General features: G+C 61.0%; 12 protein-coding genes and 1 pseudogene. 4 read left to right on the forward strand and 9 right to left on the reverse strand.

The genetic code is table 11. The features are described 5' to 3' along the window. Positions 1-55: 55 nt before the first annotated feature. The gene (locus tag B7495_RS19575; RefSeq protein ID WP_370028251.1) at positions 56-694 is read left to right on the forward strand and encodes a DedA family protein; all 639 of its coding nucleotides are present in this window, start codon (positions 56-58) and stop codon (positions 692-694) included. On the opposite strand, the pseudogene B7495_RS19580 reads toward B7495_RS19575, so the two are convergent. The 4 genes and pseudogenes from B7495_RS19580 to B7495_RS00975 form a co-directional block, all read right to left on the reverse strand. Further along, a pseudogene (locus B7495_RS19580) lies at positions 637-1,239 on the reverse strand (RidA family protein); the annotation flags it as partial. The gene B7495_RS19575 and the pseudogene B7495_RS19580 overlap by 58 nt on opposite strands. Next, a complete protein-coding gene (locus tag B7495_RS19585) occupies positions 1,179-1,760 on the reverse strand; it encodes a Wadjet anti-phage system protein JetD domain-containing protein (protein WP_121678459.1) in 582 nt (193 codons plus the stop codon). The gene B7495_RS19585 and the pseudogene B7495_RS19580, both read right to left, overlap by 61 nt. Continuing rightward, positions 1,666-1,983 carry a hypothetical protein gene (locus B7495_RS19590; protein ID WP_121678460.1) on the reverse strand — a complete coding sequence of 106 codons (318 nt, stop codon included), beginning with the start codon at positions 1,981-1,983 and terminating at the stop codon, positions 1,666-1,668. Before B7495_RS19590 ends, B7495_RS19585 begins: the two co-directional genes overlap by 95 nt. 44 nt (positions 1,984-2,027) lie before the next feature. Beyond that, complete coding sequence (locus B7495_RS00975; RefSeq protein WP_088454940.1) at positions 2,028-3,221, reverse strand: epoxide hydrolase family protein; 1,194 nt, start codon at positions 3,219-3,221, stop codon at positions 2,028-2,030. Between the two features lie 460 nt (positions 3,222-3,681). On the opposite strand from B7495_RS00975, the gene B7495_RS00985 reads away from it, so the two are divergent. Both B7495_RS00985 and B7495_RS19595 read left to right on the forward strand, forming a co-directional pair. Further along, complete coding sequence (locus tag B7495_RS00985; protein WP_088454942.1) at positions 3,682-4,278, forward strand: putative glycolipid-binding domain-containing protein; 597 nt, start codon at positions 3,682-3,684, stop codon at positions 4,276-4,278. A gap of 749 nt (positions 4,279-5,027) precedes the next feature. Further along, on the forward strand, positions 5,028-5,372 hold the full coding sequence (locus tag B7495_RS19595; RefSeq protein ID WP_168195270.1) for a LysE family transporter: 345 nt from the start codon (positions 5,028-5,030) through the stop codon (positions 5,370-5,372). A gap of 243 nt (positions 5,373-5,615) precedes the next feature. Here B7495_RS19595 and B7495_RS00995 read toward each other — a convergent pair whose 3' ends face one another. The 5 genes from B7495_RS00995 to B7495_RS01015 form a co-directional block, all read right to left on the reverse strand. Further along, entirely contained in the window at positions 5,616-7,232 is a 1,617-nt protein-coding gene (locus tag B7495_RS00995) for a hypothetical protein (protein ID WP_088454944.1), read from the reverse strand. A gap of 115 nt (positions 7,233-7,347) precedes the next feature. Continuing rightward, positions 7,348-7,776: a hypothetical protein gene (locus tag B7495_RS01000; RefSeq protein WP_088454945.1), complete on the reverse strand. Its 429-nt coding sequence runs from the start codon at positions 7,774-7,776 to the stop codon at positions 7,348-7,350. 51 nt (positions 7,777-7,827) lie between these two features. Further along, on the reverse strand, positions 7,828-8,652 hold the full coding sequence (locus B7495_RS01005; RefSeq protein ID WP_088454946.1) for an abortive infection family protein: 825 nt from the start codon (positions 8,650-8,652) through the stop codon (positions 7,828-7,830). A 75-nt stretch (positions 8,653-8,727) separates the two neighbouring features. After that, a complete protein-coding gene (locus B7495_RS01010) occupies positions 8,728-9,915 on the reverse strand; it encodes an ImmA/IrrE family metallo-endopeptidase (protein WP_088454947.1) in 1,188 nt (395 codons plus the stop codon). Beyond that, positions 9,896-10,543: a hypothetical protein gene (locus B7495_RS01015; protein ID WP_151199501.1), complete on the reverse strand. Its 648-nt coding sequence runs from the start codon at positions 10,541-10,543 to the stop codon at positions 9,896-9,898. Before B7495_RS01015 ends, B7495_RS01010 begins: the two co-directional genes overlap by 20 nt. A gap of 1,053 nt (positions 10,544-11,596) precedes the next feature. Here B7495_RS01015 and B7495_RS01020 point away from each other — a divergent pair. Next, on the forward strand, positions 11,597-12,169 hold the full coding sequence (locus B7495_RS01020; RefSeq protein WP_151199502.1) for a DUF6037 family protein: 573 nt from the start codon (positions 11,597-11,599) through the stop codon (positions 12,167-12,169). Positions 12,170-12,408 lie beyond the last annotated feature (239 nt).

Genomic DNA, 12,408 nt, shown 5'->3' on the forward strand with positions numbered 1-12,408 from the left:
CTTCGTGCTCGTCGTGGTTCTGCTGCTCGTGGCACTCGACGGGTTCTTTCCGCCCATGCCCAGTGAGCCCGTCGTGGTGGCCGTCGCCGCGATCGGGGTTGCCACCGGGACCCCGAACCCCTGGGCGGTGTTCCTGGTGGCGGCCATCGGGTCGTTCGTCGGTGACAACTTGGCGTTCTCCCTCGGCCGCCGGGTCGACCTCGAACGCTTCCGTTGGACACGCGGGCCGAGAGCGTCCCGGCTGCTCGATCGTGCGCGCCGCGCCCTCGACCGGCGTGCGGCGTCCGTCATCCTCACGGCTCGATTCGTGCCCGTCGGCCGGGTTGCGGTGAACGTCATGGCCGGCTCGAGCGGGTTCGCCCGACGCCGTTTCGTGCCGCTCAGCGCCGTGTCTGGGGTGGCATGGGCCGGCTACTCGGTCCTCGTCGGCGTCTTCGCCGGCGCCTGGTTACGGGATCAACCGGTGCTGGGCGCCGTGGTAGCGGTCGCGGTCGCGCTCGCGGGAGGCGTGATCATCGACCTGGTGGTCCGAAGGGCCCGTCGGTCGCGTGACCGCCGGTCCTATGACGGCAGTTTGGCCGCGATCACGCTTACTTCGATGAGGGCTCCCGGTACTCCCAGTCCCGCCACCCGTGCCGCGGTCACCAGCGGTGGGACACCGGGCCCGACGAGCCGCGGCGCGATGGCGCCGTAGGCGGCGCCGAGATCGGCATCCGCGGCGATTAGTACAGTCCACTGCACGACGTCGACGAGGGATGCGCCGGCCGCTCCGAGCGCGACAACAACGTTGTCGACCGCCCGGCTGGTTTGCTCGGCGATATCCGCGGAGATGACAGTGCCGGTGTCGTCAACGCCGTTCTGACCGCCCACATAGATGGTCGTGGCTCCCGCGGGAACGATCGCGACGTGACTGAACGCCGGACTCTTGACGAGTCCGGCGGGTTGCAAGCGGATGATGTCCACGGTGTTTTCTCCGATTCTTCCTGGACGACACGCTACGCCCGCAACCGCGAGGGCGGACGCGCAGCCTGCCGGCACGCAGGGGGCATTTATCGCGATCCACGCTGTCCCGTGCCACTCGAGTTGACCTTTTGCCACATAACTTGGCAGCGGCGATCCGCGTGAACCTGGTGCTTTGACCTTCTCTGCGCATCGGGCACTGCGTGGATTTGTGTCACCTAACCTGTCCAAATCGGAAATAGCACATGTCGATGAACGGCTGCGCATCGCAAGGGACATCGCCACTCCCAGGCGGCTCCGTTCCCTAAGTCGCCACACCGCCCCACGACTTTCGACAATGCTGCATACATAAGGGCGCTATCGTCCCCTGCATCCGACGAACTGCGGGGTTGCGCATCCGTCAAGGGGATCCGCTCGTGTTCCACACGACGGTACTTCGGCAATGCCGAGTCGTTGAGAAGCTGATACAGCGCACGCTCAGGATTTTCCAGAACCGCGGGCGCCGGCCTCGAGTCCGCGGAGATCGGGTTCCCTCGCTTGTTGGTGTTCGTTGCGTAGGCTTCCCACCGCTCGTAAGCCGGAACATCCATAGACATCGACCTCGCGGCGATGCCGGCCCTCCGAAACTGGGCGAGGATGCGAAGCCTGTCAACGTCTATGTCGCGCCAATGGATGACCAGGGGTGCGTCGCGAAGCCAGCTGAATTTAGCAGATGCATGCGGTAGCGCCCGATCCCGCTCCTTCGACGCTGATGGCGCTCGACACCTCCAGAAAGTGGAGTGCGGAGTCCTTGTTTTCACAGATGACGACCAAGGCGGGCAAGTAGGCCGTCGTGAATGTATCCCCGACAGTCGCGGAGTCGTGCCGGCGACCATCTGTCTCAATGTGCTGCGGGTCGAGGTATGTGAAAGGGATCCGGGATGGATGCGGGAGCAGAAGGCCCAGGTCGTCGAAGCCGGCGAGACGGGCCACCATGCCTCGCCGGGACTCGAGCCACTTCGTGTGGAATCCCTGCAGTGGCACCTGCCGGGGGCTCCGCCTCGAAATCGGGTTTTTCGCGCGAACCTCTAGGACCGTGACGCGGCTTCAGATCGCAGATCCCGGAAGAATGCACGAATGTCCCCTACGAGGGCATCTGGTTGTTCCAGCGCAGCGAAATGTCCACCGTGATCGAACTCGGTCCAGCGCACGATGTGGTCATGACGCTGGGCGAGGTGGCGCAGGGGTATGAAGTTCTCGTGCGCGAACACAGCAAGTGCGGTCGGGGTCGTCGACGGCCGGGGCTCCGTGCCCCAATAGGGTGCGTGGGCGCGCTCGTAGTAAATGCGGGCCGCTGATCCGGCGGTTCGGGTGACCCAGTACAGGGTCACGTTCGTCAACAGGTGGTCTCGATCGATCTCAACGCCTGGTTCTGACCACTCGTAGAATTTCTCGGCGATCCATGCCAGTTGCCCCACAGGGGAGTCTGTCAGCGCGTAGGCCAGAGTTTGCGGTCGCGTCGATTGGAGCTCAGCATACCCGGCTCGCTCAGCGCCCCAGGCTTTTGCACGTGCCCACGATGCCTGCAGCCGCTCGCGTTCGGTTTTGGGTAGTTCGTGGAGTTCGGATGTTTCGGGTTCTCGAGTCGCCCCCGAACCCGGGAGCAGGTTGAGGTGAACGCCGATCACGCGGGTGGCGTCGACCCGTCCCAACTCGCGCGAGATCGCCCCGCCCCAGTCTCCGCCCTGTGCGCCGTACTTCTTGTATCCGAGGCGATGCATCAGCTCGGCCCATGCGTGAGCCACTCGGATGTGGTCCCAGCCGGTGGAGGTTGTCGGACCCGAGAGCGGGAATCCCGGGACTGACGGCAGCACCAGATGGAAGGCATCACTGGGGTCGCCGCCGACAGACACCGGGTCCGTGAGCGCCTCCACAACAGAGCTAAACTCCACCAGAGAGCCCGGCCACCCGTGGGACATGATTAGCGGAGTGGCATCGGGATGGGGGGAACGGATGTGCGCGAAGTGGACCGTGGTGTCGTCGATCACTGTTGTGTACTGCGGCCACGCGTTGAGGGCCGCTTCCGCACGTCGCCAATCGTACCCATGGGTCCAATGCTCGACCAATTCACGGAGGAGATCACCGGGGATGCCGTACGCCCAACCAGATGCTGGCGGATCGGACGGCCATCGTGTGTGCGTCAATCGACTCGTTAGGTCGTCTAGATCGGCTTGCGAGACGTGCAAACGGAACGGATGGATCTCGCTATCGGTGAATTCCATGGATACGAACCTAGCCGCAGCCGGGGTACGGGGTTTGCATGACGTCTTCGCCGGGTGGATCGTCGGGTCAGCCGGTGATAAAGCACCGCGAGGGCAACGGGCATATTCGACGCATTTCTGGACGCAGATCTCCGCGGCCGCCGGCTACGACCGCGAGCGGGGCAGGGTCCCTGGCGCCGACGCGCGCGAGCGCCTGGCGGCGCCGTACGAGTTGTTGCTGGCCGGGAGGCTATTGACGTCGACTGGACGAGACCTACCGGACAGGACCTGACTGATCAGTAGATCACTGCAACCCCCTCGTTCGGTGATGCGTTGACCCGTTGAGACCACCATCGTTTCTGGGGCGGGGCACTCTCGTCCAATGCTCATCTGGCTCGATTGGGCACGCACTGCGTGGGCAAGACGACGACGAGCCCGAGTGTTCTCGCTTTCATCGAGTTTGTGCGTGAGACTCAGTTGCATGACGAGCCATCTCTTTTCCTGGTCGGGTATCGACGACCCGACTCGCGTCGATCACGCATTCGTCGAGCTAAGGGAATCATCCATGCGGGCGATCGGAGGTGCGCGCGCTCAGGGCTTTGCGTCGAGTTGGGAGCTAGACGTCGCACCCGGATGGGTCACTCGCGCGCTTCGTGTGACCACGCACGGGTTCGGTTGGGCGCGGTCACTCGACCTGACTCGATCCGACCAAGGCCACTGGGCGGCAGAGACCAGCTCCAGGGGCGATATCGACCTGCCGCTGCCGGGACTTTCTGATCCCGGAAGCCTGGCCGAAGCGATCGATTGTGATCTGGGCCTGTGTCCCGTTACCAACACGATGCCAATCCGCAGACTCGGCCTCCTCGATCAGAACGTCGAGGAGACGAAGCTCGTCATGGCCTGGGTGGAGACGCCGTCCCTGCGCGTCCTGCGCAGCGATCAGATCTACGCCTCAGGCCCCACGGGTGATCGCGGCCGCGTCAGGTACACCAGCTTCAGCAGGGACTTCAGCGCACACCTCACCGTGGACGACAACGGTTTCGTGATCGACTATCCAACACTGACCCACCGGAACTAGCTGCGCCAAGTCAGGGCGCTAGCCGGGCATGGCGGACAAACTTGCGCTGCCAGGGGGTTTCGACTGCACTGCCCCGGCACGCGCGCGCACCCAGGCCACGGCCTCATCGGCTGGCACTCCGTCGTATCGAGCGAGGGTCGTAATTCTCTCTGCAACATCGATCTCACCTTCGTCGGAGCGGTCACCTCCCGGCGATGTAGACCTGACAGCAAAAACGCTACGCCTGCCGCTCACAGAAAAAGACGAACGACGCGCCCCGTCGCGGACAAGTTAGGCGGCACAACGGACACGAATATGTCACTGCGGACAAGTTAGGCGGCAAAGGACAAGATATCTGGGATGTCCCTTGCCATTCAGCTTGTCGTCGTTCTGTAGGACGATTCGGGCTCCACGCCGCGGTAAGCAAGCGCGTTTGTGCCATCTAACTTGTTCAAAACGAATCAATCAACCGCCGATGCGGCAGACAAGAAACGCGCCGGCGTGGCAGCGTGCGGTCGAGCGTCACTTAGATAGAAGGGCAGAAATAGTCGCGTCCACCAGTGCGGAGACGTCACTATCCGTCGATGGTGTGTAGAGGAGCTCAGCCGCGAGACCTGCGGCGAACGCGAGCACGGCGCGGGGGATCGACTCATTGTCTAGTCGCGCCTGGAGTTCCCCTTCGTTACGGCGCCATTCAAACAATCGTGCGAGTTGCACACGGGTTGCCACTGCTTGCTTGCGGAGCTCCCGACCGATCGTTTCGTCGAAAAATGCTCGGTCTGATCACTCGGTCATACCCACTGTTGCTCGATGCCGTAAAAGTGTTTGGGGCGGCCTATCTGCTGTGGTTGGCCTACGGGACCATTCGTAACGCACGCAGCACGACCGAAAGTCACGATGAAACTGCAACAGGGCGTCCCTGTCTTCGAGGCGTGCTCGTCAGTCTGACTCACCCGAAGGTCATCCTGTGCTTCCTCGCTTCATGGGTGACGCTCAGAACGCCGCATTTAAACTGGCGATGCTGGGCGCAGTCATCGTCCTATTTGAAGTGCTCCTGTATGGAACCATCGGCGTGCTCGCTGGCGTCATCCATTCCCGCTTCAGGAATTCGGTAAAGGCGGGCGCCGCGTTGAACTACGCCGCAGGTGCCGTCTACGCGACGCTGGCAGGCACGGTCCTAGCGGAACTCCTAGCTGGCGTGACGTCCGGCAGATGTGCCTACGCTCGGCGACTTCGGCGCCAGCGGCACCGACGCGGTTCGCGACGACAAATTGGATGACAAGACGACGACTTGAGTGACCTAAATCCGTTGCCATTCGATCCGTCCAACCGGCAGCGACCGCGGAAGTTCATATCGCCTAAGACCCCGCGCTTCGTGAGTCGGAAGCCTTGGCGCTACCGGGCTCCGCGATACCGATCAATTCGTACTGAGCGATATTCGAGAAGTCGGAATCCGGCCGTAGATCGAGATTGTCGGGTGCCCATTCCAAGAACCGTTCACCGTCGGGAATCGACATTGAGTAGGTCGTTCCGCCCTCCATGGCCTGAACAACCTGGGCCGACATCTGGGGGTGCCACATGAAGGTCGCAAGCACGGGGAGGACTGCGCCGCCCACGTCTAGCGTTGACTCGCGTGTCCGAATGGCCTGAGGTGGTCCGTCTCCGGCCACGGTGGCCTGGAGGGGCCCAGCGCTTGAACGGATGAGCTTCCCTTCGTGAAGCAAACGGCTCCGGCGGAGTGACAGGCGATGTTGGTTAGTAAAACGTGTGGCGCATAGGCTGAATTGTTCGCCTGTCAGCTGCTCGATGGCGACAATGTCTCCTAGTACCTCTGCGAGTACTTCTTCCTCGCGAAGCTCATCGGGTGAAAGTTTGAAGCCGCTCAGCTCGAACAGTTCGACGTCGTTTACGCTGAACCTGACTGAGGCCGCTGCATGCATCTGGAGCCGAAGCTGCGAAGCTGCGGAGCCGAGTTGGTTGGTGTCTCTGAAGTTATGGAGCCCATCGATGCGCCCACCTACGAAATTGCCGTGGTCTCGTTCGAGGGCCACTTTGAAGATGGTGCATCCGCCCACGAGGACATGCCACTCGCCTGGTTCGATTTCGATGTCGCGGTGGACGACGGCGCTGTCGTAGGAGGCGAATTCTGTGCCGTCGTTGTTGTGCAGTGTGACGCTGACCCTGTTAGCGGGGTCCTGGCGTTTCATCTCAGTGACGGTGAACGGCTTCCACTCGGCTGGCCATGCCTGGGTCACACGGAGATCAGGCGGGGCGGCGCCTACCTCAGCGACGTAGGCGCGTGCTTCGCGGACTAGCTGCTTTGTGCCCACTACGACCTCATCAGTGAGCGAAGAGGATGCCACACTCACCAACCCTGCGTCGATCATCTTCTGCGTCAGTTCGAGCGTTGCGACGGTCAGCGTTGCCATGTTGGCAAATACTCGGACGGCGGCCGCGTAACGCTCGACGAATGGGAAGTCGAGTGCGGCTCTCTTGGGACCGGTGGCGTCAGCATGGACGAGATCGGCATACAACCATGCTGCAGCCAATTGTGTGTCAGACACGAAATCGGTAGCTTCGGAACCGTCCAGCTTGCTCTGCTGGAGTGCAAAAGCCTGCACCTGCGACCCTTGTATCTCTGCCGCGGTCCATTTGAGGCGCAACTCATCAATCTGGCCTTGATTCTCGTCCGAGGCCGCCGCCTCTAGTGCCGAGAGAACCTTTTCGTAATAGATCGGTTCTCGGGCGACGGTGAGTGGGCGGAGCCGCGCAGCTAACGACTCGAACGCCTCTTCGCTGTCCGGCAGCTCCTGGACCATCGTCATATTTCCTGACGTGTCGAGAGTGCCGCGGATCAAGCCTCCAGCGTGACGCAGGAGCTCATCCCGATCAAGTACGAGCGAGTGTGCCGCAATTCGCCTGGCCCTCAGGACGAACCTGCTGAGGGTGTCGTGATTGTTATCGATCTCTGTCATGAGACAAGTAGTCCGTCGACTTGAATCTCCCAAAACTGGAGCCGCTTCTGAATGGTGCATCCGACCGACCGCAAATTCGTTTCACGGGACGGGGTGCGCCTTAGATAAACGCCGATCATGGATTGTTGACCGGATCGGCGTTGAAGGCCCTGATTTTTGCAACCCAAGGTTCGACAGTGTCGGCGGTCCTGTCGCTGGTCTCGTAAAGCGCCAGACGGGACTTGGCCTCGTTCGACCATGAGTTGAATCTGTCGGCGATCGCGGCCCGGGTGAGTGGGTCGAAGGGAAAGCCTCGACCGGCCGCACGTTCCTTGCGGTAGTTCGTGATGGCTCCGACGTAGAGCATGCTTCCTTTGAGATGCTCGGCGGTGAGCCAGTCGACGAGCCAGCTTTCGTGTCCGTCCAGTTCTTGGGACAGTCTGGAAATTTCCTGTTTCAGGCCGGCTAACTGGTCGACCACAAAATCGAAATTGTAATCGTCCTCATGCAGGGTGAGGACTGCCAGCCGTTGTTTGATGTCGTCGACTTCACTTGTTCGGGTCACTTCTTTCCTCTTTACTTGAATCGCTTCGCAGGGGCGATGACGCCGACAGCCTCATGCATTGGGACTGCCGTCGGTTGCGTGCGCTTCGATGTAGAACGTTGCGACCGCGACGGCTGACGAGACTGCGAGTCGAGCTGTCGCGACGTCGAGTTCGGGTCTGGCAACTCCGCCGTGACCGGTGCCGAATCCTGCGTTGCGCAGTTCGGCTGTGGAGTTGACGATTGATGCCAACGATCCGAAGATCTTGCGACGATGGTCGGCGCCAGGCTCGGATCCCCGGTGGCCGTTAGCGTCGAGCCCTAGTCGCACGTTGACGTCTTTTATGAGTTTCGGTACATCGACGATGGTTTCGGGGCCGTTTCCGCGGAGACCGAGGATCGCCTTGAGTACCGTCTCAAGCAGTTCTTTCGAGGCTCCGATCGCAAGCCCCGGGTCGTCGCGCAGTCCGCGACGGATTCTGGCGGCGTGGAGGTCGACGTCTTCTAGGCCCAGCGCGGTGGCTGCCGCTTGAAGTTCGTCGACGACGGTATCGTCTTCGCCGGCGTAGAGGTCGTTGTACAGGGCTGGTTCGTTCTGACGAAGGTAGTCCGGCAGCTTTGTATAGTCCTCGACAAGTGAGAGGTTTGTATATTGTGCGCCGGTCCGTCGATGATTTCCGCGCTGTCCGCCGAGGATGATTGGAACGGCTTCGATGACGCACGCACGGTAGTCGGGATCGTTCCAGTCGAGACTGCGCAGCAGGCGTGGATGGTTGGTGACGAATTCGAGTTCGTCGGTAATGAGGCCTAGCTCCATCCAGTCGCTGCGGTCAAAGGTTGCCGTGATCGCTTTCACGACGCCTTGGACGATCTTTCCCTCGGGGGCGTCGTCTCTCATTGTGGTCGCTTTCTGTAGCAATGCATCAAGTGCACGAGGGTCGTTGCGAATCTATCCGCGTCTTGCTTCGGGTAGCTAGTTTCCGTAGATCAGAGGGTGGCGGTCGGGTTGTCTTCCTGGTTTGCGAGGTTGCGCTCGGGGGGTGAATTGAAGCAGTTTGCCGCCTGGCTCACTCTCGCGCACGGGGGGTGACGTGAGCGGATTGGGTGCCAGGGAGCGGAGAACGAACATCGGCAGGGCTGTCGATTGTTCGATCTCTTTGTTCCGGAACGGATCGGCACCGAACCGGTTTGCGAGGAGGCGGTAGAACAGCTTGGGATGTTCGGCGATGACTTCGACTGGTTCTTTTTTTCGCCATCCCCGGGAAGAAATTTGCCGATAGAGGGTTTGGGCCCGTTCGGCTGGGAAGTATCCGGCTTGGGAGCCGCGCATCACGAGAGCCTGGATGGAGATTCCCCATTCGGCCTTTATCCGGGCAAGCTGGGCCAGAGTGACGTCGCCGCTGAGCAGTGGTTGGGCTCTCCTGGCGGGCATAAGGAATGCGCCGGCGAAGAGGTTGGCTTCTTTTTCCGGGTCGCTTGATGTTCGGTCGCTGTGCAGAACGGCGTGGCCGAGCTCGTGGGCGAGGGTGAAGCGGTCGCGGTCGGCGGAGCTGCCGGGGAAGAACCCGATCATGCCTGGGAAGGATCTGCCTGCCCAGTAGGAGACTCCGAAATGACCGGGCTGTTGAGCGTCGGGGTCCATTTCGGTCGAGGCCAGGACCATCGGTGCGACAACAAATCCGTGGCGTTCGAGAACTCTGGTGACGTTGGGGACCGGAGCGTCGGGGTCGAGACGGAACGCGGATCGTACGAGGCCGGCGATTTCTTCGATTCGCGCGACAGCCAGGACGTCGTCTTCATCTTGGATTGTAGGCAGGGGCGGGGTCGGGTAGCCGGTTCCATCAAGGAGGTCCTCGACAACTCTGAAGCCTTCTTGGAAGTGCACGCGCACTCTCTTGGTGACCCTGTTGCTGGAGGTTTTGTTTTTCCTAAACAGCAGGGAGTCGAAGGGGATCGACCGCGGCCTGACGGAGAAAAACTCCAGCGGCAAGTTCATCGCCTCAGCAAGGGCAGTGGCATGATTCTCAGTGAACGCTCGATGGTGGGACTCGATCATCGAGATTAAGGGCTGCTCCATGTGGGCGGCCGCGGCGACTTCTTCTTGTGTCCTGTCAAGCAGTGTCCGGGCGGCGAGCAGTCGTTCAGGAAAGAACGTTTGCATCGATTTCTTCTTCCGCAGCTTCGAGCTCGTTGGGGAGCCTGAATTCCTCTTCGTCTTCTGATGGCTGGAAGTAGAAGCTGGAGAAATCTTCGTCGGGACCGCCGAGGTTCATGCTGATGTCCCATTTGGCTGGCATTCCGAATTTCCAGACGCCGATAGGGCGCACCAGGCGGAGGGCAATCTCTCCTGTCGCGAACCCTTGGCGCCACAGCAGCAGGTAGTTGTGCTGGACGTAGAACGCGTCAGGCACTGCGAGGCCTTCGAGTGCGGTGTTGGTGTAGTAGAACTGGCGGGCCATGTTCTTGCCGGGGGCCGGCACTGTGGTCGCGTTCGGCGTGTGCAGCAGGCGGAGAGTGTTCTGGTCTCGGTACAGGTGAATGGGCGTGTTGGATCCAGCCTGGGTTGAGAGACTCCACCCGTCGATCCCTCCCAGCTTCGACAGGCGGTGATGAGTTGCGGCGCGGGTGAGATGAACACGCGGCGTTTGATACGCCGGGGTGTTGGGCAGGTCCAATGTCTCCTTGCACGCAGTTTCCACGTCGACGACTGCGGAGGTCAGGGCGGTGTTGATTGCTCGGGACACGGGGACCATCGCGCCGGCAAGTGCCTCTAAGTCGAATGTGCTCATGGACGTTATATTATCACGCGAAAACACACACCGCATTGTTTGGCGGCATGTCGCCGGGGCCAAGTTGTTGTGCAGGTGCTCAGCTGAAGTCAAGGCAGTGGTGTTCTGTCCACCGGTGGTTTCCAGTTGGTGGCAAGACGACAAGTTAAGTGGCAAAGGACACTTCCTGTCCCTTGCCATTTGATTTGCTCGTTTGTGACCCGGTCCATCCGAAACCAGTCGCCGAAACTAGCGGTTTGCTTCCGCTCCGCTAATCGTGAATTTGTTCCCGAGCACGAGCCCAGTGGATTCAGCTAAGAGTCCTGTCCAGGTCCGACAAGAGGCGATAGCGGAAACCGTGCTCGTTGCAGAGCTCGCGGGTGGCGCGGAGGCTTGCAACCGCTGCGACCGCACAGTTGATCAAACCGCTTCTCGATCTCGCGAGGGAGGACGGCGGTTATCGCCTGATTCGAGCGTTGTCATTCGCTTTGGCACGGCCTATCTCGCGTTCGAGTTCTGCTTCACTTCCCAGCACCGATATGAGCCATTGCCGACCCTCTCCTGGAGCGAGCCTCCGGCCAGTGCCAAGACTAGGTAGTTCGCCGGCCGTCTCTGCTGCTTCCGACAACTTCCAAAAATAGGCTTGATCACTCTCGCTAAGCACCATCTCGACACCTCCTGAATTTCGGAAACAGGCCAGAATACACCCAGCTGAACCGCCCGGCAACTTGATTCGAGCACAGGACATCATGGAACTCGTTATGAGTAGATGCCCTTTTGCAAGGTAGGCGCTCAGCACCCCAAGAAGAATGATTACGATACGGCTCGAGTCCCAGAGTTTGTTCGCCGTCCCAACCGGTTTGGGTCCGACCCTCCGAACGTATTGAACAGCGGCCGTGCCTTGGCGCGGATCTCCCCTCACAGGCGTTACACCGTTACACCTCTGTCCGAGCGGTTTCGAGCAACGCACCATGTCAGCTTGACCGGCCGATAGTGGACTCCGCTCATGTCGGAAGGATCGGGCAGGATGTCAGTCATGGTCGATTACCTAGGTTCGAGGTACAGATGATGCGCATGGACGGGCTCCGCAATCTGTATCGGCAGATGAGGGCGGAGTCTCAGGAGCGCGCCTTCTTTCGATTCGACAAAGGGAAGGCCCGGTTAGAAGTGGTCTTCCTCATTGACGAATCCCCGTTCGTGCTTCTGATTTCCGTGCACGGTCACGGCGGTCTCACGTTCGAGGTCCCGGTTCTCCCCGGGTTCCGAGTCAGCACGGTGATGGAAAAGCAGCAGTATGCGGCGCTGTGCCGCGCGCTGGGTCTGGAATGGGACCCGTCGAAACCGTTCTCGCCCGCGGCATTTTTTCGCGAACTGGATGGAAAGGTCCCATCGGGCATCCCGGTAGTGGTCCCGCGGAGTGATGTGGTGGGCAGGCGGCGTATGGACGTCGAGGAAAGCACCAAGACGTACTTCATTGGCTGGCGGAAAAATATCCCGACCGAGCATGTTTCTGTACGGAACCTCGAAAAAACTCTGCGACTCATGGGTGCGGTGGCGCACCGGCGGTCGCGTGACGGGAATTTCAGCAGTTGCTGGACCGACGATAGCTCTCGGCGGGGCCACGACGTGCTGCCGCCGGGGCAGTAGGTTGCATGATCAAGTCCCATAGCGCGGTCAACGGTGCCGATTTGTCCCCGGCTTGCTCTGCCGCCTCATCATGTACGTCCTGCTGATAGAGGACGACCGTGCGCGCGCTCGACGCGGCCCTATTACAGATCGGATCACCGGCGCATGGAAGTGGCTCCGAGTCGAGATGACGGAGCAGGCAGGCATGTCGGGTGTTACCCCTCTGCGCAATGGGCACGTTGCGCGTTGACCTGCTGACT

It is taken from the genome of Cryobacterium sp. LW097 (assembly GCF_002205495.2).
GTDB lineage: Bacteria > Actinomycetota > Actinomycetes > Actinomycetales > Microbacteriaceae > Cryobacterium > Cryobacterium zongtaii.